The sequence below is a fragment of the Bradyrhizobium guangdongense genome, from assembly GCF_004114975.1.
GTDB lineage: Bacteria > Pseudomonadota > Alphaproteobacteria > Rhizobiales > Xanthobacteraceae > Bradyrhizobium > Bradyrhizobium guangdongense.
Genome location: NZ_CP030051.1, coordinates 4,561,059 through 4,585,737, shown reverse-complemented (window position 1 = coordinate 4,585,737; position 24,679 = coordinate 4,561,059). Strand labels below are relative to the sequence as shown.

General features: G+C 63.4%; 27 protein-coding genes. 11 read left to right on the top strand and 16 right to left on the bottom strand.

What is annotated here, in order from left to right; all coding sequences use genetic code 11:
- The first annotated feature begins 267 nt into the window (after window positions 1-267).
- Complete coding sequence (locus X265_RS21980; RefSeq protein WP_128966708.1) at window positions 268-606, top strand: phasin family protein; 339 nt, start codon at window positions 268-270, stop codon at window positions 604-606.
- 67 nt (window positions 607-673) lie between these two features.
- Here X265_RS21980 and X265_RS21975 read toward each other — a convergent pair whose 3' ends face one another.
- Genes X265_RS21975 through X265_RS21965 form a run of 3 tightly spaced genes read right to left on the bottom strand, consistent with a single transcriptional unit; the run spans window position 674 to window position 3,233 of the window.
- Complete coding sequence (locus X265_RS21975; RefSeq protein ID WP_128966707.1) at window positions 674-1,267, bottom strand: TadE/TadG family type IV pilus assembly protein; 594 nt, start codon at window positions 1,265-1,267, stop codon at window positions 674-676.
- On the bottom strand, window positions 1,264-1,815 hold the full coding sequence (locus X265_RS21970) for a TadE/TadG family type IV pilus assembly protein (RefSeq protein ID WP_128966706.1): 552 nt from the start codon (window positions 1,813-1,815) through the stop codon (window positions 1,264-1,266). The genes X265_RS21975 and X265_RS21970 overlap by 4 nt, the downstream gene beginning before the upstream one ends.
- A gap of 8 nt (window positions 1,816-1,823) precedes the next feature.
- Window positions 1,824-3,233: a TadE/TadG family type IV pilus assembly protein gene (locus tag X265_RS21965; RefSeq protein WP_128966705.1), complete on the bottom strand. Its 1,410-nt coding sequence runs from the start codon at window positions 3,231-3,233 to the stop codon at window positions 1,824-1,826.
- Window positions 3,234-3,712: 479 nt separating this feature from the next.
- Between X265_RS21965 and clpS the strand changes: the two genes are divergently transcribed.
- Together clpS and clpA are read left to right on the top strand one after the other, a co-directional pair.
- Complete coding sequence (gene clpS, locus X265_RS21960) at window positions 3,713-4,045, top strand: ATP-dependent Clp protease adapter ClpS (RefSeq protein ID WP_027530069.1); 333 nt, start codon at window positions 3,713-3,715, stop codon at window positions 4,043-4,045.
- A gap of 318 nt (window positions 4,046-4,363) precedes the next feature.
- Window positions 4,364-6,775 (top strand): ATP-dependent Clp protease ATP-binding subunit ClpA, encoded by a 2,412-nt coding sequence (clpA, locus tag X265_RS21955; protein ID WP_128966703.1) that lies wholly within the window; start codon window positions 4,364-4,366, stop codon window positions 6,773-6,775.
- A gap of 78 nt (window positions 6,776-6,853) precedes the next feature.
- On the opposite strand, the gene X265_RS21950 is transcribed toward clpA, so the two are convergent.
- The 4 genes from X265_RS21950 to X265_RS21940 form a co-directional block, all read right to left on the bottom strand.
- Complete coding sequence (locus X265_RS21950; protein WP_128966702.1) at window positions 6,854-8,275, bottom strand: MFS transporter; 1,422 nt, start codon at window positions 8,273-8,275, stop codon at window positions 6,854-6,856.
- Between the two features lie 90 nt (window positions 8,276-8,365).
- Window positions 8,366-8,704, bottom strand: coding sequence for a c-type cytochrome (locus X265_RS21945; RefSeq protein ID WP_128966701.1), 339 nt, complete (start codon window positions 8,702-8,704; stop codon window positions 8,366-8,368).
- An 11-nt stretch (window positions 8,705-8,715) separates the two neighbouring features.
- A complete protein-coding gene (locus X265_RS40665; RefSeq protein WP_164938733.1) occupies window positions 8,716-8,880 on the bottom strand; it encodes a hypothetical protein in 165 nt (54 codons plus the stop codon).
- 83 nt (window positions 8,881-8,963) lie between these two features.
- The gene (locus X265_RS21940) at window positions 8,964-9,920 is read right to left on the bottom strand and encodes an AraC-like ligand-binding domain-containing protein (RefSeq protein ID WP_128966700.1); all 957 of its coding nucleotides are present in this window, start codon (window positions 9,918-9,920) and stop codon (window positions 8,964-8,966) included.
- A 182-nt stretch (window positions 9,921-10,102) separates the two neighbouring features.
- Between X265_RS21940 and X265_RS21935 the strand changes: the two genes are divergently transcribed.
- Together X265_RS21935 and X265_RS21930 are read left to right on the top strand one after the other, a co-directional pair.
- A complete protein-coding gene (locus tag X265_RS21935) occupies window positions 10,103-11,119 on the top strand; it encodes a carbon-nitrogen hydrolase family protein (protein ID WP_128966699.1) in 1,017 nt (338 codons plus the stop codon).
- Window positions 11,120-11,147: 28 nt separating this feature from the next.
- Entirely contained in the window at window positions 11,148-12,188 is a 1,041-nt protein-coding gene (locus X265_RS21930) for a phenylacetaldoxime dehydratase family protein (protein ID WP_128966698.1), read from the top strand.
- Here the strand turns inward: X265_RS21930 and X265_RS21925 are convergent.
- A complete protein-coding gene (locus X265_RS21925; RefSeq protein ID WP_128966697.1) occupies window positions 12,185-12,823 on the bottom strand; it encodes an HAD family hydrolase in 639 nt (212 codons plus the stop codon). The genes X265_RS21930 and X265_RS21925 overlap by 4 nt on opposite strands.
- A gap of 71 nt (window positions 12,824-12,894) precedes the next feature.
- Window positions 12,895-13,941 (bottom strand): TRAP transporter substrate-binding protein, encoded by a 1,047-nt coding sequence (locus tag X265_RS21920; RefSeq protein WP_128966696.1) that lies wholly within the window; start codon window positions 13,939-13,941, stop codon window positions 12,895-12,897.
- 39 nt (window positions 13,942-13,980) lie between these two features.
- Between X265_RS21920 and X265_RS21915 the strand changes: the two genes are divergently transcribed.
- Both X265_RS21915 and tsaA read left to right on the top strand, forming a co-directional pair.
- Window positions 13,981-15,006, top strand: a complete 1,026-nt coding sequence (locus tag X265_RS21915; protein WP_244659395.1) for a lytic transglycosylase domain-containing protein — start codon at window positions 13,981-13,983, stop codon at window positions 15,004-15,006.
- A gap of 100 nt (window positions 15,007-15,106) precedes the next feature.
- Window positions 15,107-15,598, top strand: a complete 492-nt coding sequence (gene tsaA, locus X265_RS21910) for a tRNA (N6-threonylcarbamoyladenosine(37)-N6)-methyltransferase TrmO (protein WP_128966694.1) — start codon at window positions 15,107-15,109, stop codon at window positions 15,596-15,598.
- 117 nt (window positions 15,599-15,715) lie between these two features.
- Here tsaA and X265_RS21905 read toward each other — a convergent pair whose 3' ends face one another.
- From X265_RS21905 to X265_RS21890, 4 genes are read right to left on the bottom strand one after another with little or no spacing between them, the layout of a single operon-like run.
- Complete coding sequence (locus tag X265_RS21905; protein WP_128966693.1) at window positions 15,716-16,144, bottom strand: HIT family protein; 429 nt, start codon at window positions 16,142-16,144, stop codon at window positions 15,716-15,718.
- Window positions 16,145-16,198: 54 nt separating this feature from the next.
- Window positions 16,199-17,440, bottom strand: coding sequence for a GNAT family N-acetyltransferase (locus tag X265_RS21900; protein WP_128966692.1), 1,242 nt, complete (start codon window positions 17,438-17,440; stop codon window positions 16,199-16,201).
- A gap of 54 nt (window positions 17,441-17,494) precedes the next feature.
- On the bottom strand, window positions 17,495-18,241 hold the full coding sequence (locus X265_RS21895; RefSeq protein WP_128966691.1) for a glycerophosphodiester phosphodiesterase: 747 nt from the start codon (window positions 18,239-18,241) through the stop codon (window positions 17,495-17,497).
- A gap of 9 nt (window positions 18,242-18,250) precedes the next feature.
- Window positions 18,251-18,718, bottom strand: coding sequence for a RidA family protein (locus X265_RS21890; protein ID WP_128966690.1), 468 nt, complete (start codon window positions 18,716-18,718; stop codon window positions 18,251-18,253).
- A gap of 260 nt (window positions 18,719-18,978) precedes the next feature.
- On the opposite strand from X265_RS21890, the gene X265_RS21885 reads away from it, so the two are divergent.
- Entirely contained in the window at window positions 18,979-19,824 is an 846-nt protein-coding gene (locus X265_RS21885; RefSeq protein WP_128966689.1) for a cell envelope integrity EipB family protein, read from the top strand.
- Between the two features lie 70 nt (window positions 19,825-19,894).
- Window positions 19,895-20,296, top strand: coding sequence for a RidA family protein (locus X265_RS21880; RefSeq protein WP_128966688.1), 402 nt, complete (start codon window positions 19,895-19,897; stop codon window positions 20,294-20,296).
- Between the two features lie 151 nt (window positions 20,297-20,447).
- Here X265_RS21880 and X265_RS21875 read toward each other — a convergent pair whose 3' ends face one another.
- From X265_RS21875 to X265_RS21865, 3 genes are all read right to left on the bottom strand, one after another.
- On the bottom strand, window positions 20,448-20,852 hold the full coding sequence (locus X265_RS21875) for an ACT domain-containing protein (RefSeq protein ID WP_128966687.1): 405 nt from the start codon (window positions 20,850-20,852) through the stop codon (window positions 20,448-20,450).
- A gap of 62 nt (window positions 20,853-20,914) precedes the next feature.
- A complete protein-coding gene (locus tag X265_RS21870) occupies window positions 20,915-22,204 on the bottom strand; it encodes a DNA polymerase IV (RefSeq protein ID WP_128966686.1) in 1,290 nt (429 codons plus the stop codon).
- Window positions 22,201-22,512: a DUF3572 domain-containing protein gene (locus X265_RS21865; RefSeq protein ID WP_128966685.1), complete on the bottom strand. Its 312-nt coding sequence runs from the start codon at window positions 22,510-22,512 to the stop codon at window positions 22,201-22,203. The genes X265_RS21870 and X265_RS21865 overlap by 4 nt, the downstream gene beginning before the upstream one ends.
- Before the next feature lie 291 nt (window positions 22,513-22,803).
- Between X265_RS21865 and X265_RS21860 the strand changes: the two genes are divergently transcribed.
- On the top strand, window positions 22,804-23,169 hold the full coding sequence (locus tag X265_RS21860; RefSeq protein ID WP_008566616.1) for a response regulator: 366 nt from the start codon (window positions 22,804-22,806) through the stop codon (window positions 23,167-23,169).
- 14 nt (window positions 23,170-23,183) lie between these two features.
- Window positions 23,184-24,557 (top strand): PleD family two-component system response regulator, encoded by a 1,374-nt coding sequence (locus X265_RS21855; RefSeq protein ID WP_128966684.1) that lies wholly within the window; start codon window positions 23,184-23,186, stop codon window positions 24,555-24,557.
- Window positions 24,558-24,679: the final 122 nt, after the last annotated feature.

The window sequence follows — 24,679 nt, the reverse complement described above, 5'->3', positions numbered from 1 at the left end:
GACCTGAGCCGCTGTTCTGGCTAAGGTGATGTTCTCAAACGGCTTTTGACCGTCTGCGGATGTGAACACGTCCAGGGAATCAGGGTAGGGGGCCGCGGTTTCCAAAAGCTTAAGGAACCCTTGCGGGAAAGCCCGGGAATTTCCGTAACTTGGATTGATCTTTGTGCGATGCACAATATTCTTGACCTTTTTTGTGCGTTGCACTAATTGTGGGCACAGTCAGGGAGCCGGGGCTTCCGGACGCGAGCCAGGGAAAAGGATTCCAAGATGTTCAAGGTTGAAGACTTTCAGAACTACGGAAAAGAGCATTTCGAGAGCTGCGTTGCCTCCGCAACCTCCGTGCAGCACGGCCTCCAGGCAATCGCCAGCGCCTATGGCGACTACACCAAGAAGTCGTTCGAAGACACCAAGTCTTTCGTCGAGAAGCTGTCCGGTGTGAAGTCGCTGGACAAGGCGCTGGAAGCGCAGACCGATTTCGCCCGTTCTGCCTATGAGACGTTCGTCGCGGAATCGCAGAAGATCGCCGGGCTCTACAGCGACCTCGCCAAGCAGGCGTTCAAGCCGGTCGAAACAGTCGTCTCGAAGTTCACCCCGGCCGCCCAGTAATTTTCTGAACTCCTGGAATCGAAAAGCCCGGCTGCTTCAGCCGGGCTTTTTTTGCGAGCGCAACAGGTCAAGAAGTGGGACACGAGGTTCCTGGCACCGGGGGCGTCGTCCCGCTCGTGATGGCGGGGACGAAGCTCGTCTGGCGAGGATAGAGGTAATAGCTGTCGCTGAGCGCAACCGTGCCGCTGATCGTGTAGCCGAGGTTGGGTGTATAGAAATACGTCGCTTCACCGAGGATGAGCCCACTCGTGGTGGGCACCCCCGTCAAGGCTGTCGGCAAATTGACGGTTGTCCCAACCGTTCGTGCCGTGCCGTTGAGCGATTGGCTCCAGATCACCTTGGCTGTGGCGTTGTCGCCGTTCGGCTGCACCTCCGACACGGTTACGACGGCCTTGGTGATGTCATAAGGCGAGAGGACGTAGGATGAGGCGCTCAGGATGCCGGTCACGTCGCTCGTGGTCACGCATTTGTTCTGCGACACGATGTCGGCGATCGTGTGCACCGTATTCGTCACCTTGACGTTGATCGAGAGCGCGTTGCCGAGCTCGACCCCGCCGATGCAAAGCAACAGCATGAACGGCAGTACGATGGCAAACTCGATCGCTGCCACCGCGTCTTCATTGGCTCGGAATTCCTTCAGGCGCACCGACCGGCGGATCATTGATAGGGCTCATTCTGGAATGCGGCCGACGCCGTGATCTGGCGATTGCCGTTCGGAAGGTTTGCGAGGGTAAAGCCGAGCGGTCCCCCGAACACCGGCCATTGGTAGATCACCTCCAGAATGACCTTGGAGCCGGGTCCTCCGGGGCTGTAGGGCCAGTTGTTGGTGACATTCCCGTTGGCATCGAACGTCAGTGTTGGAGCCGCCGCGCTCAACGTCGACCAGCTGCTCGCGGATTGGACGCTGATCATCAACTTGTTGCAGTTGAAGATGATGCGGACCTGCGAGCAGACCAGGTTCGAAAATTGGGTCTGCGTCATCCCGGCCCCTTGCACCTGACCGGTCAGAATCTGTCGAGCCGATTGCTGCACGACCTGCTGCAGCAATTGCTGACCGAAGAAGACCAGGAAGATCTGGATGATTCCAACCAGCAACGCGATGAATGCCGGTGCGACGAGGGCGAATTCGACCGCGTTCGCCCCTTTGGTGTCTTTGCGGAATGCGGCGAGGAGATCGCGCAGCCGCCATTCTCTCTGCGGGCCGGTCATGCGTTCCCTCAATTGGTCAGGTGAGGGGCCGTTTCCACGACCTTCTGGAAAAGTTTGTTCAGCGCGCCTGTGATATCACCGCCCGATTGTACGTCAGAGAACAAGTCGGGCGACGACGCGCAGGATTGTAGGTTCTGCGCGATCTGTCCGCTCGACGACGAGGGGCTGTTGAATGTCGAGATGTAGGAATTGTACCAGCTGTTGCTTGTGAGCGGCAGGTACTCGGTATAGAGCACCGCGATGCGAATTCCCCTGTTCTTGATCGTCGTGCATATCGACGTGTCGATGGGTTGCTGGCATCGGTATTTGGAGCCGGTGGCAATCGGCGTGCCGCTGCAGGACGACTTTAGCGATACAATCTTGTCGTCGACCCCGTCGGTGACGAGAAATACCACTTCCTGAGGCGTGTCTCCGGTTTGGTTGGATCCGCCGCCAGGTGCGGGCATGAGGGCATTGACGCTCGAGAGGGCATTCTCGATGTCGGTGCCATAGTCGGTGGTGATGGCGCATCCCGAGACCACACAGTTCTGATGGTCGACGGTGAGGAGCGAAATGTTGCTGGCGGCCTGACTGGCAGCAGTCGTCAGGTCGGCAGATGGCAGCCCCGATGGCGCGTAAACCGTGTTGAAGCCGTAGTCGAAGGTATAGATCGCGGCCTTGTAAGTGTTGTTGTTCACGGCCTCTTTGGCTTGCGCCGTGCTCATGAGACTTGCAGTGGCCTGGGCGACGAGATCGATGCGCAGCGTGATATTGTTGTTGCGTGCGATGGTAAGATTGTCCTTGGTCGAGGAGTTTGCGCCGCTGTCGAGGTTAGGATGGGCTTCATGGCAGGCGAACGCGCAATTTGCCGAGCCGCCGGGCTGGTTCTTCGTCGCCGTTATCATGTTGGAGATATCGTTCGCCGTTGCCGCGATGCCCATCGATGGCGAGTCATCCAGCAGCAGATAGAAGTTGATGTTCGGCGCACCGGAAGCGCTGGCGGTCGCTCCGCCCCTGATCGGCCACACCGGAGTGCCGAGCACGCTCGGGAAGGCGTTGCTGGAGTTCGCGGTGTAAGTCACGGTCGCCGTGCGCACCAGACCGACATTGCCGACAGTGACCGTCAGGACCGGCGCCCCGGACAGGCCGCCGGCGATTGCGTTCGCGGTCGCATTGAAAATGTTGGTGGCGGTCGTTTGTGCGACCGTCGTGCTTTGGGCCATCATCGATGGCGTCACGGCCGCGATAGCAGCAGCGTCGGCCGCGGCGTCGAGCTGCGATTGGCGACGTTGGGCCTGGGTGTAATCCATCGTCATGCCGAGCAGATAGATGGTCGGGAACAGCATGATCGCAAAGAGAACGGCGACGTTGGCCTGCTCGGCGGCGGCAAAACGAGCTAGGTGTCGGCGAATGCACCGGACAACGGGCAGGCGAAACATGATTTTCCCCGAAATCAATAATTTCTCCCGATTTCAGGCCCCGCAGTTGAATTCCAGGTAAACTCGACCGTACAAAACCGGGATTAGGGCCGCGCAAAAGGTCGCGTTCCCGTTTCGAACGGTGTTTCTGGTTAATGGCCCTGAAACCCGGGAACGGATTGCTTTGTCAAATCGGTCCGAATTGATTAACCTTGGTGGGGATCGCCGGACCGGGAATCGGGACCGCCACGGCCGCATCGGTTCGACCTCTGCACGCTTGCGGCGAGCCGGGGGCAGGCCCATATTCCCGGTAATCGCTCCGGCCCGACCGGACCGGTTGGAAGCGGCGATCAGGGCGGCGCGCCTGCGCGAGGCTCCCGAGGGCGGGGCCGGCCGGTGAGCCGTCATACGCTTCCGTGGGGAATTTGAACGCCTGAGCCATGCCGCAACTGACTTCCAGAGTAGACCTGTCCACGGCCGCTGCCGCCCACGCTCCCCGGATGAGCAATGACGAGAACCGTTCCGGTGGCCCGGCGGGTCCGAACACGTCCGTCATCACCAAGGTCAAACCGAAGACCAAGCGGCCGAACCTCTATCGCGTGCTGATCCTAAACGACGACTACACTCCGATGGAGTTCGTCGTCCACGTGCTGGAGAAGTTCTTCCAGAAGGACGTCGAGGCCGCGACCAAGATCATGTTGCACGTCCATCATCATGGCATCGGCGAATGCGGCGTGTTCACCTACGAGATTGCCGAGACCAAGGTGACGCAGGTGATGGATTTCGCCCGCAAGCACCAGCACCCGCTGCAATGCGTGATGGAAAAGAAATAGGGCGCATCACGGCGCGTTCGAAGCCGACCCTGGCACAGGGCGGAGCGTGATTTGCCGCGTGATGCCTCGTGATGGTGCTTTGGCGTGTCGTCCGGGCGCAGCTACCGGCAAAACTACGGAAATCCCGCCGGCGAGAATCTGTCTAAGACTCCTGCCCAAATCGGAAGGGGTTTTGCATCGAGAATACCGCAGCTATCGAAGCCGCCGAGTCGCGGAACCGGTCTTTCGCTGCGGCCTTGTATAACTATATGTGACAAAGGTTGTTGTTGCCTGACCGGGCGATGGCGATCATGATGGTGGGGGCCATAGAGGACGCGAATGCCGACTTTTTCCCAAAGCCTTGAACAATCCCTGCATCGTGCACTGGCGATCGCCAATGAGCGTCATCACCAATATGCGACGCTCGAGCATCTATTGCTCTCCCTGATCGACGATTCCGATGCAGCTGCGGTCATGCGCGCCTGTAGCGTCGATCTCGACAAGCTCCGTACGAGTCTCGTCAACTACCTTGAGACCGAATTCGAAAATCTGGTGACTGACGGAGCCGACGACGCCAAGCCGACCGCCGGCTTCCAGCGCGTGATCCAGCGCGCGGTAATCCACGTCCAGTCCTCGGGTCGCGAAGAGGTGACCGGCGCCAACGTGCTGATCGCGATCTTTGCCGAGCGCGAGAGCCATGCCGCGTACTTCCTGCAGGAGCAGGATATGACGCGCTATGACGCCGTCAACTACATCAGCCACGGCATCGCCAAGCGGCCGGGCGTCTCCGAGGCGCGGCCGGTGCGCGGCGTCGATGAGGAGACCGAGACCAAGGGCAGCGAGGACGCCAAGAAGAAGGGCGAAGCGCTCGAGACCTACTGCGTCAACCTCAACAAGAAAGCGCGCGACGGCAAGATCGACCCGGTGATCGGACGCAATTCCGAGATCAACCGGGCGATCCAGGTGCTGTGCCGCCGGCAGAAGAACAATCCGCTGTTCGTTGGCGAGGCCGGCGTCGGCAAGACTGCGATCGCGGAGGGCCTTGCCAAGCGCATCGTCGACAGCGAGGTGCCGGAGGTTCTGGCGGCCGCGACCGTGTTCTCGCTCGACATGGGCACGCTGCTCGCCGGCACGCGCTACCGTGGCGACTTCGAGGAGCGCCTCAAGCAGGTGCTGAAGGAGCTCGAGGCGCACCCCAATGCCATCCTGTTCATCGACGAGATCCACACCGTGATCGGTGCGGGCGCAACGTCGGGCGGGGCGATGGATGCCTCGAACCTGCTCAAGCCGGCGCTTGCCTCTGGCACGATCCGCTGCATGGGTTCCACCACCTACAAGGAATACCGCCAGCACTTCGAGAAGGACCGCGCGCTGGTGCGGCGCTTCCAGAAGATCGACATCAACGAGCCGACGGTCGAGGACGCGATTGCCATCCTCAAGGGTCTCAAGCCCTACTTCGAAGACTACCACCGGCTGAAATACACCAATGAGGCGATTGAGGCCGCCGTACAGCTGTCCTCGCGCTATATCCATGACCGCAAGCTGCCCGACAAGGCGATCGACGTCATCGACGAATCGGGTGCGGCGCAGATGCTGGTGGCCGAGAACAAGCGCAAGAAGACCATCGGCATCAAGGAGATCGAGACCACGATCGCCTCGATGGCGCGGATCCCGCCAAAGAGCGTGTCGAAGGATGATGCCGAGGTGCTCAAGCATCTCGAGCAGACCCTGAAGCGTACCGTGTTCGGCCAGGACAAGGCGATCGAGTCGCTCGCGGCATCGATCAAGCTGGCGCGTGCCGGCTTGCGCGAGCCGGAGAAGCCGATCGGTTGCTATCTGTTTTCAGGTCCCACCGGCGTCGGCAAGACGGAGGTGGCAAAGCAGCTCGCGGCGAGCCTCGGCGTCGAGTTGTTGCGCTTCGACATGTCCGAATACATGGAGCGGCACACCGTGTCGCGCCTGATCGGCGCACCTCCTGGCTATGTCGGCTTCGATCAGGGCGGCCTGCTCACTGACGGTGTCGACCAGCATCCGCATTGCGTGGTGCTGCTCGATGAAATCGAGAAGGCGCATCCCGACCTCTACAACGTGCTGCTCCAGATCATGGACCACGGCCGGCTCACCGACCACAATGGCAAGCAGGTCAACTTCCGCAACGTGATCCTGATCATGACCACGAACGCAGGTGCTTCGGATCTCGCCAAGCAGGCGTTCGGCTTCACGCGCTCGAAGCGGGAAGGCGACGACCACGAGGCGATCAACCGGCAGTTCGCGCCGGAATTCCGCAACCGTCTCGACGCCATCGTCTCGTTCGGTCATCTCAGCGTCGAAGTGATCGGCACCGTCGTCGAGAAGTTCGTGCTTCAGCTCGAAGCGCAGCTCGGCGACCGCGACGTCACCATCGAACTGTCCGACCCCGCCAAGGCTTGGCTGGTCCAGCATGGTTACGACGAGCAGATGGGCGCGCGCCCCATGGCCCGCGTGATCCAGGAGCACATCAAGAAACCCCTGGCTGACGAGGTGCTGTTCGGCAAGCTCAAGAGCGGTGGCCACGTTCGCGTCGTCCTGGTCAAGGACGAGGCCGACGAGACCAAGGAGAAGATCGGTTTCGAGTTCGTCGAGGGGCCGGTTACGCCGAAGCAGGAAAAGCTGCCCGGTGCCCGCAAGCGCCCGCCGGGCAAGCCCAACAAGCCGGGCGGCCCCGGCGGATCCAAGGGGCCGACCTCGAAGGGCCCGCTGGTCAAGGTTTGATCTGCGCATCGTGATCAGGAAGGCCGGTTGAAAAGCCGGCCTTTTTGTTGTTCCAGCTTCACGTCTGCCGGGGTGGCGTCATTCGCCCCGCAGGCGTTGATCGTCCTGCACCCGGACATGTTCGGCGCCGCGGGCGCCGGCGGGCGACAGCCGCAGCATGCTCAGCATGGCGCCGCAGAGGGCAAATCCGACGCCGGTAAGGAGCGCGATGCGGGTCCCATCGATCGGATAGCGGCCGAGGAACAGCGCGACCAGCGCAGCTCCGGTGGTCTGGCCGAGCAAGCGCGCCGTGCCCAGCATGCCGCTGGCGCCGCCGGCGCGCTCGCGTGGGGCGGCGGCGATCATGGTGCGGTTGTTGGGCGTCTGGAACAGGCCGAAGCCGGCCCCCGCCAGCGCCATCCGCCAGATGACATCGAGTGGCGTCGGACTCGCCGGCAGCAGGGCCAGCGCGGCGAGGCCACAGGCGAACAGTGCGAGTCCGATGCCGCCGAGCAGGCCGGCCGGATAATGCTCGACCAGGCGACCGGCCAGAGGAGCTGCGAACGCCACCGCGATGGGCCAGGGCGTGATCAGCAGGCCCATATGCACGGCCGAATAGCCGAAGCGGCTCTGCAGATAAAAGGGGATGGCCACGAAGGCCAGCATTTGCCCGCAGAACGAGGCGATGGAGGTGGCAATGGACAGCCCGAACACCGGGATGCGCAACAGATCGACAGGCAGGAGCGGCGATTTCATGTGCGTTTCGCGATAAATGAGCGAAGCGCCAGCGGCGATTGCGATGGCGAACTGGATGAGACAGGTGATCGCCGCCTCGCCATGGCCGACGCTATCGATCGCGGCGATGCCGACGCCGAAGGTGATCGCAGAAAGCCCCGCGCTTTGCCAATCGAAGGAATGACTCGCCGGCGTTGTATGCGGCAGGCTGCGCAGGCCGAGCACGAGCGTGGCGATGCCAAGCGGGACGTTGATGGCGAACAGCCAGGGCCAGCTGCCGACTGCGAGGATGCCGGCAGCAAGCGTCGGTCCGACGGCAGCGGAGAAGGCGACGACGAGTGCGTTGAGTCCGATGCCGCGGCCGAGCAGGCTGCGCGGATAGGTAAAGCGCACCAGCGCCGAGTTGACGCTCATGATGCCGGCCGCGCCGAACCCCTGGATGATGCGTGCGATGGTGAGCAACGGCAGAGTATGCGCCAGCGCGCAGAAGGCAGATGCGAGCGTGAACAGCACGAGCCCGACCAGATACACGCGGCGATAGCCGACGATCTCGCCGAGCGAAGCCAGCGGCAGCAACGAGATGGTGATCGCGAGCTGGTAACCATTGACGATCCAGATCGAGAACGCAGGGCTCGCATTCAGGTCGGCTGCGATCGTCGGCAGTGCGACATTGGCGATGGCGCTGTCGACCACGGCCATGATGATGCCGAGCGCAATGGTCAGCACCGCCTGATTGCGTTGTGGCTGCGGCAGGCCGTCGACGTGCTCGATTGTGGTTGACGACATCGTAAAGCGAATTCGGTTGAGGCGCGGTCACTGGTCCGCAACTTGGTCCGACCCAGGATGGTTCCAGCCGAAGCCGTGGGCATTTCAGCCCTATTTCGACCTCCGCGACTCCTGAATCGCCCTGAGGTAGCTTACCACGGCCTCTGCGTCGTCACGGCCGAATCGAGCCGTCGGCATGGCGCGATGAATGCTGCTGTAGCCGTCTTGAAGGCGCTGCATGAAGTCCGGATCGTAGAGCTTGTTCTCGCCGAGATAACGGAACGGCGGCGCCAGTTCGTTCGGGCTCGCGCCCATCCTGCCGACGGCGTGGCACCGCGCGCACATCCGCTGCAGCATTGCTCCAGCGCGCCGCTGCTCGAGGTCCAGGGCTTGACTGGCGGTGCTCCACAGAACGCCGATGGCCAGCAGGATCGGCGCGAACCTCTTCATCGTGTACTCCATCATTCCCAGCGCGAGGTCGCCTTGGCCCAGACGTAGAGCGCAATCAAGGCGATCGTTACCCCTGTGGAGAAGATCAGGATGCGGCGATCCCAATCGATCCTCTCTCGCTCCGCTCTTCCGAACGAGAGAACCGTGAACAGGGCCTTCATGGCAAATCGGCGCATCGGGAGCCCTCGCGACCGTCGCAGGATGCCATGAGCTGCGCAAGCGCACTTGATTCAGCTCAAGGGCGGGCGCGTGGCGGACGTCAGTGCCGCAGCTGGCTTTGCCTGTAATCGCGCGGCGACATGCCGAAATGCTCGCGAAAGACGCGGCCGAAATGCGAGACGTCGTTGAAGCCCCAGGCAAACGCAATTTCGCCGATGTGGCGGTGGGCGAGCACGGGCGAGGCGAGGTCGCGCTTGCACTGGGCGAGGCGCTCCGCGAGCACATGGCGCTGGAACGAGGTATCCTCGTCGGCGAGGAGATCATTGACATAGCGCGATGAGATGCCGAGCGCCGCGGCGGTCGCGGCCAGCGAGAGATCGGGATCGGCGAGGCGTGTGCGGATATGCGCCTTGAGCCGGCAAAGCAGGGCGGAGCGATGGGTCGAGGAGGGCAGAGAAGTCTTGCCGAGTCGCTCGCTGAGCGCCATCGCCAGCAGGTCGACGGCCTGCTCGGACAAAGCGGCGGCGTTGTTGGGCGCGAGCCGGTCCGCGCTCTGGCAAAGCCTGAAGATGAAATCACAGGCCAGCCGTTCGAGCGGCACATCGGCCCCGAACGTGATCGCGGTGAGCGTCTCGGTGCCGCCCAGCCGCCGCTGCAACATTTCGCGGGGCACCTTGAATATCGTCTGGGAGAAGCTGTCCCTGAACTTCAGCTCATAGGGACGCGTGGTGTCGTAGAGCGCGAATTCGCCGGGATGAATCACGGTTTCGCGACCGTCCTGCACCACGCCGCCATCGCCGCGATTGCCGAGCGCGACGAGGATATAGTCCTGATCCGAACGTGCGATGCGCGATGGCGTGCGGAAGACGTGTTGGCGGTCGGAGCGGACTTCGGAGCAAACGGCTTTGCCGAGCGGGACCTGCGTGACCGAGCCGTGAAAGGCGCTGCCGAGATCCGACTTGCAGTCGAGCCCGACGAAGACGTCGCAAACGATGTCCTGCCAGAGAGCGAGCCGCCGGTAGCCGGGGCTGCCGTCTGTCGTGAACTGGATCGTCATCGGCAGGCCTCCCTTTCTACTTCCAGCAAAACCAGACCACGCCCGCAGGCAAATTCCGTACCCGGCGCGCGATCCCTTCCAGTCGAGTTTTTGTTCCACCCTGGTCGAGCGCATGCCCGCCCAGCTTGGCCCAATAGACTGCATCGGACGTGGTCTTGGATCAACCGGCAAAGGAGGTGGCAATGGGCATTGAACATCCGAAATACAAGGTCGCGGTGGTGCAGGCGGCGCCGGCCTGGCTCGACCTCGATGCCTCGATCGACAAGTCGATCGCGCTGATCAGGGAGGCCGCGGAGAAAGGCGCCAAGCTGATCGCGTTCCCAGAGGCCTTCATCCCCGGCTACCCCTGGCATATCTGGATGGACTCGCCTGCCTGGGCGATCGGCCGCGGCTTTGTGCAGCGCTATTTCGACAATTCACTGTCCTACGACAGCCCGCAGGCCGAGCGATTGCGCGATGCTGTCCGCAAGGCCAAGCTTACGGCGGTGATCGGCCTGTCCGAGCGCGATGGCGGCAGCCTCTATCTGGCGCAATGGCTGATCGGGCCGGACGGCGAGACGATCGCCAAGCGCCGCAAATTGCGGCCGACCCATGCCGAGCGCACGGTTTACGGCGAAGGCGACGGCAGCGATCTCGCGGTTCATGCGCGCCCGGACATCGGCCGCATCGGTGCGTTGTGCTGCTGGGAGCATCTCCAGCCATTGTCGAAATACGCTATGTATGCCCAGAACGAGCAGGTGCATGTCGCGGCGTGGCCGAGTTTCTCGTTGTATGATCCTTTCGCTCCGGCTCTCGGGGCTGAGGTCAACAACGCCGCCTCGCGCGTTTATGCGGTTGAAGGCTCCTGCTTCGTGCTGGCGCCTTGCGCCACGGTCTCGCAGGCGATGATCGACGAGCTCTGCGATCGGCCGGACAAGAACGCGTTGCTGCATGTGGGCGGCGGCTTTGCCGCGATCTATGGCCCCGACGGCAGCCAGATCGGCGACAAGCTTGCACCCGACCAGGAGGGGCTGCTGGTGGCTGAGATCGATCTCGGCGCCATCGGCGTCGCCAAGAACGCCGCCGATCCCGCCGGGCACTACTCGCGGCCTGACGTCACACGGCTGCTGGTCAACAAGAAGCCGTACAAGCGGGTCGAGCAGTTCGCGCTGCCGGTCGACACCGTCGAACCGGTGGATATTGCCCTGGCAGCGAGCTGATGATCAGGGACGAGGGGAGGACATGATTATGGAATCCGCAATTCCTGCACATCTGGAAATCCAGCGTACCCGCCACAAGCACGTGTCCGATGATTACCGGCCGCCATATCCCTCGTTCGTGGCGCGCTACAAGCCCGGCGTGAACCGCGTCGTAATGGGTTATTTCGGCGTGCAGTATCGTGGAACATCACCGGCGGCTGCGGCGGAAGCGCTCGCCGAAATCGCCCGGTTGTTTGCCGGCGAGGGCGGCCCCTCGCATTGGGATCGCGCGCGCTATGTCGACGAGGCCGGCTACGTGAATATTGTCTCGGTGGCCTATTGGGACGATATCCCGCGCTTCGACGCCTGGTTTATGCCCGCGCGCGAGGTGTGGACCGGAAAGACACGCCAGGACATCGGCACCTTCATCGAGGTGCTGCGTCCCACCGTGGCGCGGCACGAGACGCTGTTCTCCTCGCTCGGCAGGCCAGAAGGTGTCGCGGTCATCGCTGAGGGCATGAGTGGCGAGGTGCAGGAGCACGCCTATTGGGGCGGCATGCGCGACCGTATTCCGCTGTCGCAGACCGATCCGATATCGCCGGGCTGCGATCCCGAACTGGTCCGCGACGGCGCACGGATGCGCGTAAAGGCGCAGGACAATCTTTGCCTGATCCGCTCCGGGCAGGACTGGAGCGATACCGAGGCCTCGGAACGAAAGCTCTATCTCGACGACGTCGAGCCGGTGCTGCGCGAAGGCATGGATTTTCTGCGCGACGGCGGCCTTGCGATCGGCTGCTATGCCAACCGTTACATGCAGGTGCTCTCGGCTGACGGCAGCGCGAGCGAGAAATCCTATGGTCAGAGCTGGTGGAAGAGCTTGGCCGCGCTGGAGCGGTGGGCGGAATCGCATCCGACCCACGTGAAGATCTTCGGTGCGGCGATGAAGTATCTGTCGACGCTGGGGCCGTCAGCGAAGCTGCGGCTCTATCATGAGGTCACGGTGGCAGCGGCCGATGAGCAGTTCTTCGAATATCTCAACTGCCATCCGAAGACAGGGATGCTTGCGGCTGTCGAGACAATCGCTGCCTAGATCACGCAGTGACCGAGCAGTTCAGGATGCGCGGCACAGATGTGATGGGCGCCGGCATCCTTCAGTTCGGCCTCGCTGCCATAGCCATAGAGCACCCCGATCGCCGTCATGCCGTTGGTCCGGGCCCCGACCACATCATGGCTGCGGTCGCCGATCATGATGGCGCTGTCCGCATTCGCCCTGGTCTCTCCGAGCGCGTAGCGGAGGAGGTCACGCTTGTCCACGCGCGTGCCGTCGAGCTCGGAGCCGAACACACGCTCGAAATAGGACTTTAAACCGAAATGATCGACGATGCGGGTGGCGTAGACGGCAGGCTTGCTGGTCGCCACGAACATGCGCTGGTTGGTTGCTGCAAGCGTCGCCAGCGTATCCACTATGCCGGTATAGGCCTCGTTCTCAAACAGGCCGATATCGCTGAATCGCTCGCGGTAGAGCAGCAGCGCCCGGTCGGCCAGGTCCGAGCTACCTGTGAGCTTCTGGAGGCTCGCATGCAGCGGCGGCCCGATGCACCAGGTCAGCTCATCCTCACTGGGGACCGCGAGGCTCAGCTTGTCCAGGGCGTACTGGATCGAGCGCGTGATCCCGGATTTTGGGTTGGTCAGCGTGCCGTCGAGGTCGAAGAAGATTGTTGCCATCAGGAGCGGCCCGGGTTGAATCTGCCGGCCCGTTGCTAGTCGGATCGGACTTCAAGTCAAGAGCCGTCGCGTCATTGCTGTCTCGCCCATTCGACGATCGCGGCGGCATCTGCGCCGGCCTGCGCTTCCCACGCCGTTATCGTGCCCGTCGCGGCGGTTCGCAGCGCCGCGACAAGGGACGCAGGTGCGGGCTCGGTGATGTGGACGCCATTGTCCCGCATGCGGGCGTAATTTTCGCTCGTGCGGTGGGCCAGTAGCGCAAGCTGGCTTTGCTCGGTCTCGGCCGCGGCAGCCAGCACCTCGCGCTGCATCGGCTCGGGCAGCGTCGCGAACGCCTCGTTCCGGACAAAGGCGATCGAGACCGGCATCGCGTAGTTGATGGCCGCGAAATAGGGCAGGAAATCCCATAGCTTGCGTCCTGCGCCGCCGTCACCGGAGGTGAGGAATGCGTTCAGCCGGTGCTCCCTGAGCCCGGCAAGCGCGCTGTCCATCGGAAGGAATTGCGCGTTCGCGCCGGCCGCCTTCATCACCTCGCTGGAATTGGCATCGTAAGCGCGCAGGGTGAGTTTCGGCAGATCATCGGGGCCCGCAAGGGATCGGTCTGACCACAGGCCCGTCGCCGGCCAGATCGTCAGATAGAGCAGCTTGAGGCCGCGGGCGGCGAGGGCCTTCTCGTAGAGCGGCCGCGCCCGCGAATTGACCGCGGCGGCGATATCGACCGATTGTACCACGAAGGGAAGAGTTGAAAGGCCGAGCACGGGGTCAACGCCGGAAAGCGCGCCTGCGAAGGCATCGCCTCCGGCGATCCGGCCATCCAGCGCCGCGCGCGGCATTTCGCCCGAGCTGATCTTCAGCTGATTGTCAAAGGCGTTGGTCACGGTCACGAAACCGTTTGTGCGCGCGGCGACGCGATCGGCGAAAGTGACGAGCCCGATCCCGGATATGTTGTTCTCTGGATATTCGGTGGTCATCCGCCAGACGGTTTGAGCGGTACTGTTCGAGCTGATTTGCGCCTTGGTCGGTGCGGCGCAGAACATGAGCGCGGCGAAGACGAAGACAAGGACGCTATGGATCCGTCGGGCGGGGGAAAGCATTGGGAGAAGCAGGTCACTCAGCATCGATTGGCAACTCGTCGAACTATGGCCCAACGCCACGATATGGCAGACCGTGTTGTTAAATACCGTGCCCGCGCCCACCACAATGATACGTGGGCAAGACTGGCGCGGATAGCGTCACTCGTCATTGTCGCATTGCTGGTCTCAGCGACACGGGGAGAGGCCGAGGACAGCCCGATTGAACCCGCGGCCCCGAGCGTCCAAGTACCTGAGACGCCACCTGCCAAGCCACCGGAGAAGCCTGCAGACGACCGCGAAAGCGATACGCGGGAATCGATCTGCCTGATCGTGGAGGCCGCCGCCCGTGATGCCAATCTGCCGCTGGAATTCTTCGCCCGGGTGATCTGGCAGGAGAGCCGCTTCCAGGCCGATGCGGTGGGGCCCGTGACGCGCAGCGGCGAGCAGGCGCAGGGGATCGCGCAGTTCATGCCGGGCACGGCGAGCGAGCGGGGGCTGCTCAATCCCTTCAATCCGGTGCAGGCCCTGCCGAAGTCGGCGGAGTTCTTGAACGAGCTACGCAACCAGTTCGGCAATCTTGGCCTCGCGGCCGCCGCCTACAATGCTGGGCCGCGGCGGGTGCAGGAATGGCTCGCCGGCACCGGTGGCATGCCGGAGCAGACCCGCAACTACGTCTATGCCATCACTGGAGCTACGGTCGATACATGGGCCAAGGCCGGCAGCACCGGCAAGGGGCCGCCGAGCTCCCCGCCGACGAGCTGCCGCGACCTGATGGCGCTGCTGAAGCGCGCGCCGAACCCGTTCGTCGCCGAGCTCGAGCAGCATGTCGAGCTCGCGGCCGCCAAGATCTGGGGCGTGCAGCTCGCCGCCGGCTTCGACCGCAACAAGGCGCTGGCGATGTACTCACGCGCCGTCACGCGGCTGAGCGGCGTGATCGGTGACCGCGATCCCAGCCTGTTGAGCTCGGTCATGCGAAGCCGTGGTTCGCACGCCTTCTACCAGGTGCGCATCGGCGCCGACACGCGACCCGAGGCGGACGATCTCTGCAATCGCATCCGGAAAGCGGGCGGGGCGTGCTTCGTGCTGAAGAACCGCGGCGTGAGGGGGTAGGAAGAGCGCATGCACGGGCGTTTTCGCCGGCGAAGTCTTCATGCTGGCCGGCAGGTGTTGATTGCGCTAAAACCCCGCGAACAGCCAAGGAACTGGAAATATGGTTCGCGAAAACGAGCTCCGCGAAGGCGAGGTTGCCATCGAGCTGCCTTCGACTGAGGATGCCGGCCTCGTCTTCATCGGCCGCATCCGTACGCCCTGGGCCTCGCGGCTGGAGACGCCCCGGCAGGGGCGTACCGACGGCCCGGTCTGTCGCCTTGAGATTTTCGAGCCCTTCGTGCCGGCGATCAAGGGCGTCGACTTCTACAGTAATCTCGAAGTGCTCTATTGGCTCGACAAGTCGCGCCGCGACATTGTGCTGCAAAGTCCGAAGAACAACGAGAAGACCCGCGGCACATTCTCGCTGCGCTCGCCGGTCAGGCCCAATCCGATCGGCACGTCGATCGTGAAGCTGGTCGGTATCGAGGGCAACACCATCCTGGTTCGCGGCCTCGACTGCCTCGACAACACGCCGCTGATCGACATCAAGCCGGATCGCTGTGAGTTCACCCCGCTGGCTGCGCCGCAGTCGGGGGACTTTCAGACGGAATGAGGGTACATCGCCGCCTTCCCGTCATAGCGAGGAGCTCTTGCGACGAAGCAATCCAGGCGGTCCCTGCGGAGGCAGTCTGGATTGCTTCGCTACGCCCGCAATGACGGGTGGTGAGATCTAGCCCACCTTGAGCGCCGCGATCAGCTTGGTCGCGTTCTCTTCCAGGACCTTGGCGTCTTCCTTGCGGCTTGCAGGTGGCAGCATCGCAACGCCGTCGTGGCGGGGCATCACGTGCATGTGGAGATGAAACACGACTTGGCCGCCGGCGGATTCGTTGAACTGCTGCACGGTGATGCCGTCGGCATTGAACGCCTTCATCGCGGCGATCGCGATCTTCTTCGCAGCCCGCGCCACATGGGCATAGTCGTCCGGCGTAACGTCGAGGATGTTGCGGGCAGGGGCCTTCGGGATCACCAGCGTGTGGCCGGGGACGCGCGGCATGATGTCGAGGAAGGCGAAGACATGCTCGTCTTCATAGACCTTGTGGCAGGGCAGCTCGCCGCGCAGGATCTTTGCGAAGATGTTGTTGGTGTCATAGGCGGTCATGGCGGCGGCTCCCTCGAAACTTTCCCGCTTACTGTCATCAGCGGCGGCAAACCGTCAAGGCGCCTCGTCAATGCCTTTCCGGAAGGGCCCGAGTTCAGCCAGCTCTCGTCCGGCTTCCGCGACATAGGCTCGCTCGCGCTTGAGGTAGTCGTCGATGGCGCGGCGCAGGCCTGGATCGGCGATGAAATGAGCCGAGTAGGTGGTTCGCGGCAGGTAGCCGCGCGCGATCTTGTGCTCGCCCTGCGCGCCGGCTTCGACATGCGCGAGGCCGTGTTTGATGGCGAAGTCGATCGCCTGATAGTAGCAGACCTCGAAATGCAGGAACGGATGATGCTCGACCGCACCCCAATTGCGGCCAAACAGCGTGTCCGAGCCGATGAAGTTGATGGCACCCGCGATCCACCGATCGTTGCGGCGGGCCATCACCAGCAGCACGTCCTCGCTCATGGTCTCGCCGATCAGCGAGAAGAACTCGCGCGTCAGGTACGGCCGACCCCATTTGCGCGAGCCGGTCTCCATGTAGAATTCGAAGAAGGCATCCCAGGCGTCCTCAGTGATGTCTTTTCCGGTGAGCCAGTGGATGGTGATCCCGGAGGCGAGCGCGTCGCGCCGCTCGCGCTTGATCGATTTGCGGTGACGCGAATTCAGCGTGGCCAGGAAATCCTCGAAGCTGGCAAAGCCCTCGTTGTGCCAGTGGAACTGCTGGTCGGTGCGCTGGAGGAAGCCGTGCCGGGCGAGCAGCTTCCACTCCGCCTCGCGCGCGAAGGTGACGTGCACCGAGGAGGCCTTGCTGACGCCGCACAGCGCCACCAGCCCGCTCGCCAGCGCCTCCATGATGCGCTCGCGGTCGACGCCGTCGCGGACCAGGAGCCGGGGCCCCGTGGCGGGCGTGAAGGGAACCGAGACCTGAAGCTTCGGATAATAGCGCCCGCCGGCGCGCTCATAGGCGTCGGCCCAGCCGCGATCGAAGACATATTCGCCTTGGCTGTGCGACTTCAGATAGCAGGGCACGACGCCGGCGACGCGGCCGTCGATCTTGGCCACAAGATGCCGCGGTCCCCAACCGGTGCGGATCGTTGCCGAACCCGATTTCTCGACCGCAGAAAGAAATGCGTGCGAGACGAATGGGTTGTAGGCAGGCTTTAAGGGCGTGAGGGAATCGCCTGAAAGGGCGGATGAGGATCCCTTGTCGCCCCCCTTGCAGCGGCCGGCGGGATTGGCGCAGGCGTCCCAATCCTCGGGCGAGACATCGCTCATGGAGGGGACGGCCTCTAGCGTAATTTCAGATGATGCCATTAAGCCCAAGATCGTGCATTGCAGCAGCGACTTCAAGGGGCGGGAGGTGTGCCCCTACGGCACGAAGCCCTCGAAAATCATCTGGTCCGCATATTGCCCGACACGCGACCGCTGTTCGGGCGTGCGGACGGTCCAGCCGAGCAGGGCGCAGCCGAAGACGTTGCGGGCGATCCAGGGGGCGGGCGCCGGGAGGTGGTCGACCTTGAAGGCGACGAAATGCGGCTGGGTCTGGAAGCCGTGGCGCAGGTGCAGCATGCTGTCGCGCTGCGCTTTGGTCAGGTGGGCCCAGTACTCGTCCTCATAGCTCCGCTGCGCGACGATGCCGCGGGGACGGGAGGGTAGCAAGTCGCGTAGCGCCAGCACCTGATCGGGATCGAAGGACATGCCCACAGCTCGCCCATCATAGGAGGCCAGCACTTCGGCCATCCGCTTCACCAGCTTGCGGTCGCCGTCAAAACGGCTCTTCACCTCGATCACCAGCGGCACGCGGCCGGCGACGATGGCGCAGAGGTCGCTGAGCGACATCATCCGCTCGGGCGTATCCTTGAAGGGGATGGCTTTCAGCTCCGCAGCGGTCTTTGCGACCAGCGGACCGGTCGCCTCGGTGAGGCGGCCTAGCGCATGGTCGTGGTGCACCATGGCCTCGCCGTCGGCGGAGAGCTGGATGTCGACCTCGATCGAGAAATTGCCCGATATCGCGGCTTGCACCGCGCCAGGCATGTTCTCGACCACACCGCGGGAAATGTCATGCAGGCCGCGGTGGGCGACCGGCCGCGCTGTCAGCCAATCCGGAGCACGCACGATGTTGCCTCAGGCGACTTCGAATACGCCTTCGACCTCGACGGCCGCATCCGCGGGCAGCGAAGCGACGCCGACGGTGGTGCGGGCGTGACGACCCTTGTCACCGAAAGCGGCGACCATCAGATCGGAGGCGCCGTTCAGCACTTTCGGCCCATCCAGGAAATCCGGCGCCGAGTTGATGAAGCCGCCAAGGCGCACCACGCGCACCACCTTGTCGAGATCGCCGACCGCCGCCTTGACCTGCGCGAGCAGGTTGACAGCACAGCCGCGCGCGGCTGCAGCACCGTCCTCGAGCGAGACGCCGGCGCCCAGTTTGCCCTTGGCGATCAGCTTGCCGGCGGGGTCGAAGCAGACCTGGCCGGAGATGAACAGCAGATTGCCGGTGCGCACGAACGGCACGTAATTGGCGACGGGGGTGGGGGCCTCGTGCAGCTTGATGCCCTGTTCCGCCAGTTTCTGCTCGACCGTGCCCGCCATGTTCGACCTCGTTGTCCAAAATCCGTTCAGGAATTCACCCGCCCGTGCGCGTCCGAGGGGCGCCGGGCGGCGCCCTGTTTCGCTCATTGGGCTGTCACATGCAAGCAACCGGAGGGGGCTGCAATCCGTTGTGACCGAGCAGGCGGTTCAAAGCCAGCGCCGCAAGTTTACGTGAACCGGCCTCAGTTGCGGCGCAATGGAACGGTCATTAAAATGTCGAATCTGCGCTTTCCCCAAGGACGCATCCTCAAGGAACAGACATGGTGCACCTTTTCCGGACTTCGCTCGGTGTGATGGCGCTCGCGGCGATCGCTTTCGGCCCCGCCAATGGGGCGCCGGCGGCCAGCGGCCCGTTCCTCGCGCACCAGGCGCTGTATGACCTCAGCCTGGTCAAGTCTCGCTCGAACTCGATCAGCAGCGCGCGCGGCCGCATCCTCTACAACTTCACCGGAAGCACCTGCGAGGGCTACACCTCCGAATTCCGCCAGGTGTCCGAACTCGACAGCGGCGAGGGCAAGGTCACGCTGAGCGATCTCCGCTCCAACTCCTGGGAGGACGCCGCAGGAAAAAGCTATCGCTTCAAGATCGAGACGCGGATGAACGAGACCGAGTCTGGCCTCGTCGACGGCTCGGCTGAACGCGACGGCGATCACATCAACGTCAAGCTGAAGCTGCCGGCGCCGAAGACCTTCACCCTCGACGGCAAGATCGTGTTCCCCACCGAGCAGATCCAGCGCATCATTGCGGCTGCCAAGGAAGGCAAATCGCTGCTGGAGCTCTCCGTCTATGACGGCTCCGACGACGGCCAGAAGGTCTACAACACGCTGACGGTGATCGGCCAGCCGATCCCGGCCGACCACACCGCTTCGCCCGATCCGTCCACCTCCGACGAGCACATGAAATCGCTGAAGCGCTGGCCCGTGACCGTCAGCTATTTCGACCGTGACGTCAAACAGAAGGAAGGCGAGCAGACGCCTGTCTATGCGATGTCGTTCGAGCTCTACGAGAACGGCGTCTCCCGCCGGCTCGTGCTCGACTACAACGACTTTGTCATCTCCGGAGCGATGGGCAAGTTCGACGTCAAGGACAGCAAGCCCTGCAATTAAGGGAGGAGGCTAGCTCTCGACACGGTCTCCAGCTACGCTCCCCGTCAACCACAACTCCGGGAGCCAGCCCATGCCCAAGCTCGAACATCTGCGTCCCAGCGGCCTGCACCACAATCCCGCTTATTCCCACGTCGTCACCGCCTCCGGCGCACGCACGATCTACATCTCCGGCCAGGTGTCGGTGGACGAGGAGGGGCGGATCGTCGGCGAGGGCGACATCGCTGCGCAGACCACGCAGGTGATGCAGAATCTCGGCCATGCCCTGAAGGCGGCCGGCGCGACCTACGCCAATATCGTCAAGATCACGACCTTCGTCGTCGGCTACAAGCCGGAGCTGCGCCCGATCATCGGCAAGGCCCGCTCGGCCTTCTTCGAAGGCATGGAGCCGCCGGCTTCGACCCTCGTCGGTGTCTCCGCGCTCGCCGCGCCGGAATGGCTGATCGAGATCGAGGCGACCGCGGTGGCGGATTGAGGCGTGCCGGCCCGGGCTCCATCAAAAAATGAAAAACAACCCCATGCACAGTAGAAGTCCGAGATCGATTTCGTATTTTGCGAATTCCATTTGACGCGTCGGGCAAAACAGTGGCATGATGCCATGCTGACATTCTCGAAAAAGCGGCGAGCTACGAGCCGTTCCTGGAGATTTCCTGCAAGACGGCCATCGCATCGTCGGCCCGATCCACGGGCACGAAGAGATGATCGTGGTGGAAGGCCGGCACGGCATTCGCGCTGATGCCGGCTGCGGCGAGACGCGCCGTGATGGCTGCCAGGAAACCCACGGCATCGAGCGCGGAGTGGACCGTCAAGGTGATCAGGCGCGAGGCAAACGCGAAAGCCAGTCCTGCCGCTTCGGCCTCTTCACGCGGGATGACCAGCGTCGTTCCTTCCTGCTCGCGGAACGTCAGCAGCGGATTGAGCGCCGCGGGAATGTTCTGATGTAACGTGATGGTGCAGAACACGAAGATGCCGGGCTGAAGCTCAGGGTTCATGTGGTTCAGCAATACGTCGAGATCGCGTTCGCCTGTCATTGCGGCTTTCTTTCAGGAGGCGGTCCAGCCACGCAATGACGGCGTGGAAGCGGCCTGCCAGATCACTCCTGCGTCCTTTCCGGCCCGTCATACGCGATGCCGCGGATCACCGCGGCATTGCCGAATTTCTTGCGCAGGCTGTCGACCGCGCGCTCGGCATGGGCGGCGCGGCGATCGAGCATGTCGGTGTCGTCGGCGGGGGAGCCGTCGCGCAGCGCGCTGACGCCGGCGCCCATCAGGCGGAAGGCGGTGCCGTCGATCTCCTTGGCCAGCATCTCGCGGCAGATCGAGAAGATCTTGGCCGCGAGCTGCGTCGGCGCCGCGATCGACTGCGAGCGGGTGCGTTGGCGGAAATCGGCGGTCTTCAGCTTCAGCGTGACGGTCGATCCCGCAAGCTCGCTGCTCTTGAGCCGCGACGAGGTCTTTTCGCATAGCCGCCACAGGATTTTTTCAAGCGAGGCGAAATCGCGGATGTCCGTTTCGAACGTCGTTTCACTCGAAATCGTCTTGGCACCGCGGTCGGCCTCGACGCGGCGGTCGTCGATGCCGCGCGCGAGCCGCCACAGCCGGCGGCCGTCGCTGGGGAATTGCCGCATCAGCTCGATCTCATCGGCCTTTTGCAGATCGGCGATGATGCGGAAGCCGCGCTGCACGAGGCGTTCCTGCGTGGCGGGCCCGACCCCGAAGATGAAGCCGACCGGCTTCTCGGCGAGCATCGTTCGCGCTTCTTCCTGGTCAAGCGCCGCAAAGCCGCGGGGCTTGTCGAGATCGGAGGCGATCTTGGCCAGGAACTTGTTGCAGGAGAGCCCAACCGAAACGGTGATGCCGATGTCGCGCTCGACGTCGCGGGCAAAGCGCGCCAGCACCTTTGCCGGGATCATGCCGTGCACGCGCTCGGTGCCGGAGAGATCGAGAAAGGCCTCGTCGATCGAGAGCGGCTCGACCAGCGGCGTCAGCGCCTGCATGGCCTGCCGTACCTCGCGGCCGACACGAACATACTTTGCCATGTCGGGCGGGATCACGGTGGCATGCGGGCAGGCTTCCAACGCCCTGAACATCGGCATCGCCGAACGTACGCCGTAGGTGCGCGCGATGTAGCAGGCCGCCGAGACCACGCCGCGCTTGCCGCCGCCGATGATGACGGGCTTGTCCGCGATCTCAGGATTGTCGCGCTTCTCGACCGTCGCATAGAAGGCGTCGCAGTCGATATGGGCGATGGTGAGCCCGGCGAGCCCGCGGTGGCGGACGAGGCGAGGGGAGCCGCAGGCGGAACAGCGCCGCCCGCCCATATCCAGATCGGCCAGACAATCCCGGCAGAAGCAGCGGGGCCCGGCCGGATCGGGGGCGGTCACGGCACGTCGCGCTCCCAGGTCCGGTCGCCGAGCGCATCGCCCAGCACTTGCCGCGCCGCGGCAACGTTGGTCGGATGCAGTTCCGAGGCCTTGGCGAAGGCCTTCACGGTCTCGTCATCACGCAGCACGAAATCGAGCACGCTGAGCAGGAAATTCGGGTCCGAGGCGGCGTTCCGGAGGGTCTCCGGACCGACCCCTGTCTCGGCCAGGAACAGGCCCAGCCTTTCAGGGTCACCCGCAACAAAAGACAGCGCCTGAATCGCAACGATTTCAGCAACTTCCCGGGGGTTGTGAACAGGCTTTTTCAAGGGCGAGGTTTGCCTTTCCGTTAACTTTCGGTGTCTACTTTGGACTATGCCCGAGTCTTGGCGCCGAGTCTTGGCGTTGAGTTTTGGCGTTGAGTTTTGGGACTGAGTCTCGGCGTTGCGTCTTGCGGCCCCAGACAAGCAACTGGAAACCACATCGCAGAAAGTGGCCGCTCGGGTTTAACGAAACTCAAGCGAATCTGAGGCTAGTTTGAATCCAGTTTTCGAAGCACCGGAAAGCGGTGCCTGAGGCGTTTACATGCACCGGTCGTCGGGACCAAACAGGAGGGCGGGATGGCTAAGACCGTCCTGATCGTGGAAGACAACGAGCTGAACATGAAGCTCTTCCGCGACCTGCTGGAGGCGCACGGCTACCAGACCTCCGGCACCAGCAACGGCTACGAGGCGCTCGACCTCGTGCGCAAGATGCGGCCCGACCTGGTGCTGATGGATATTCAATTGCCTCAGGTGTCGGGGCTCGAGGTGACACGCTGGATCAAGGACGATCCGGAACTGCGCGCCATTCCCGTCGTCGCGGTCACGGCGTTCGCGATGAAGGGCGACGAAGAGCGCATCCGCGAGGGCGGCTGCGAAGCCTATTTGTCCAAGCCGATCTCGGTCGGCAAATTCATTGAGACGGTCCGGCGTTTTATCGGATAGGAAGTGAGTTCAAAGTGTCCGCGCGTATCCTTGTGGTCGATGACGTTCCCGCCAACGTCAAACTGTTAGAGGCCCGTCTCTCCGCCGAATATTTCGACGTGATGACCGCCTCGAACGGCACCGAGGCGCTGGCGCTGGCCCGCCGCGCCGAATGCGACATCATCCTGCTCGACGTGATGATGCCCGACATGGACGGCTATGAAGTCTGCCGCCGGCTGAAGACCGATCCGGCCACCCACCACATCCCCGTCGTCATGGTGACCGCGCTCGACAGCCCGTCCGACCGCAACCGCGGCCTGGAAGCCGGCGCCGACGACTTCCTGACCAAGCCCGTCTCCGACGTCGTGCTGATCGCGCGCGTGCGCTCGCTGACGCGGTTGAAGATGATGACCGACGAGCTGCGCATGCGCGCCATCACCTCGCTCGAGATCGGCATGCAGGCCCCGGAGCGGAGCGCGGTGGCCGACACCGGCAAGGGCGGCCGCATCCTCCTGGTTGACGACCGCGAGTCCTCCTATGAGCGGCTGGCGACGATCCTCGCCGCCGAGCACACCGTCGAGGTCGAGCCCAACCCGACCGAAGCGCTGTTCCATGCCGCCGAGGGCAATTACGATCTCTTGATCGTCTCGCTCGATCTGAACAATTTCGACGGCCTCAGGCTATGCAGCCAGGCGCGTTCGCTGGAGCGCACCCGTCACGTGCCGATCCTCGCGATCGCGGAAGCGGAAAACTCCACGCGGTTGCTGCGTGGCCTCGAGATCGGCGTCAACGACTATCTGCTACGGCCGATCGACAAGATCGAGCTCTTGGCGCGCGCCCGCACTCAGATCCGCCGCCGCCGCTATACCGATCATCTGCGGGATAACGTGCAGAACTCGATCGAGATGGCGATCACCGACGCGCTCACCGGCCTGCACAATCGCCGTTACATGGAGAGCCATCTGGCAACACTCGCCGAGCAGGCCGCGACGCGCGGCAAGCCTCTGGCGCTGATGATCCTCGACATCGACTATTTCAAGTCGATCAACGACACCTATGGCCACGACGCCGGCGACGACGTGCTGCGGGAATTCGCCGTGCGCGTGCGGAAATCGATCCGCGGCATCGATCTCGCCTGCCGCTATGGCGGCGAGGAATTCGTCATCGTGATGCCGGAGACCGATCTCCACGTCGCGGGCATGGTGGCCGAGCGCCTGCGCCGCTCAATCGCGGGCGAGCCGTTCGCGGTCCACAAGGGCACCAAGCGGATCGAGGTCACGATCTCGATCGGGCTGACCACGCTGGAGCAGAAGGGCGAGGCGGTTTCCGACGTTCTCAAGCGCGCCGATACCGCGCTCTACCGCGCCAAGCACGACGGCCGCAATCGCGTGGTGTCGCACGCCGCGTGAGGCGAGGGGCGTTGGCGCGCGCCTAACACTCAGCTGTCGTCCCTGCGAACGCAGGGACCCATCACCCCAGGGAGGGGTTGTGGAGCGAGCTGACCACTCCGAGCCTTCGCCAAACAACTGCC

Bases quoted from the DNA above. Each gene is read 5' to 3' on its own strand.
- X265_RS21980 (WP_128966708.1), top strand. From the start codon at position 268: ATGTTCAAGGTTGAAGACTTTCAGAACTACGGAAAAGAGCATTTCGAG.
- X265_RS21975 (WP_128966707.1), bottom strand. From the start codon at position 1,267: ATGATCCGCCGGTCGGTGCGCCTGAAGGAATTCCGAGCCAATGAAGAC.
- X265_RS21970 (WP_128966706.1), bottom strand. From the start codon at position 1,815: ATGACCGGCCCGCAGAGAGAATGGCGGCTGCGCGATCTCCTCGCCGCA.
- X265_RS21965 (WP_128966705.1), bottom strand. From the start codon at position 3,233: ATGTTTCGCCTGCCCGTTGTCCGGTGCATTCGCCGACACCTAGCTCGT.
- clpS (WP_027530069.1), top strand. From the start codon at position 3,713: ATGAGCAATGACGAGAACCGTTCCGGTGGCCCGGCGGGTCCGAACACG.
- clpA (WP_128966703.1), top strand. From the start codon at position 4,364: ATGCCGACTTTTTCCCAAAGCCTTGAACAATCCCTGCATCGTGCACTG.
- X265_RS21950 (WP_128966702.1), bottom strand. From the start codon at position 8,275: ATGTCGTCAACCACAATCGAGCACGTCGACGGCCTGCCGCAGCCACAA.
- X265_RS21945 (WP_128966701.1), bottom strand. From the start codon at position 8,704: ATGAAGAGGTTCGCGCCGATCCTGCTGGCCATCGGCGTTCTGTGGAGC.
- X265_RS40665 (WP_164938733.1), bottom strand. From the start codon at position 8,880: ATGCGCCGATTTGCCATGAAGGCCCTGTTCACGGTTCTCTCGTTCGGA.
- X265_RS21940 (WP_128966700.1), bottom strand. From the start codon at position 9,920: ATGACGATCCAGTTCACGACAGACGGCAGCCCCGGCTACCGGCGGCTC.
- X265_RS21935 (WP_128966699.1), top strand. From the start codon at position 10,103: ATGGGCATTGAACATCCGAAATACAAGGTCGCGGTGGTGCAGGCGGCG.
- X265_RS21930 (WP_128966698.1), top strand. From the start codon at position 11,148: ATGGAATCCGCAATTCCTGCACATCTGGAAATCCAGCGTACCCGCCAC.
- X265_RS21925 (WP_128966697.1), bottom strand. From the start codon at position 12,823: ATGGCAACAATCTTCTTCGACCTCGACGGCACGCTGACCAACCCAAAA.
- X265_RS21920 (WP_128966696.1), bottom strand. From the start codon at position 13,941: ATGCTGAGTGACCTGCTTCTCCCAATGCTTTCCCCCGCCCGACGGATC.
- X265_RS21915 (WP_244659395.1), top strand. From the start codon at position 13,981: ATGGCAGACCGTGTTGTTAAATACCGTGCCCGCGCCCACCACAATGAT.
- tsaA (WP_128966694.1), top strand. From the start codon at position 15,107: ATGGTTCGCGAAAACGAGCTCCGCGAAGGCGAGGTTGCCATCGAGCTG.
- X265_RS21905 (WP_128966693.1), bottom strand. From the start codon at position 16,144: ATGACCGCCTATGACACCAACAACATCTTCGCAAAGATCCTGCGCGGC.
- X265_RS21900 (WP_128966692.1), bottom strand. From the start codon at position 17,440: ATGGCATCATCTGAAATTACGCTAGAGGCCGTCCCCTCCATGAGCGAT.
- X265_RS21890 (WP_128966690.1), bottom strand. From the start codon at position 18,718: ATGGCGGGCACGGTCGAGCAGAAACTGGCGGAACAGGGCATCAAGCTG.
- X265_RS21885 (WP_128966689.1), top strand. From the start codon at position 18,979: ATGGTGCACCTTTTCCGGACTTCGCTCGGTGTGATGGCGCTCGCGGCG.
- X265_RS21880 (WP_128966688.1), top strand. From the start codon at position 19,895: ATGCCCAAGCTCGAACATCTGCGTCCCAGCGGCCTGCACCACAATCCC.
- X265_RS21875 (WP_128966687.1), bottom strand. From the start codon at position 20,852: ATGACAGGCGAACGCGATCTCGACGTATTGCTGAACCACATGAACCCT.
- X265_RS21860 (WP_008566616.1), top strand. From the start codon at position 22,804: ATGGCTAAGACCGTCCTGATCGTGGAAGACAACGAGCTGAACATGAAG.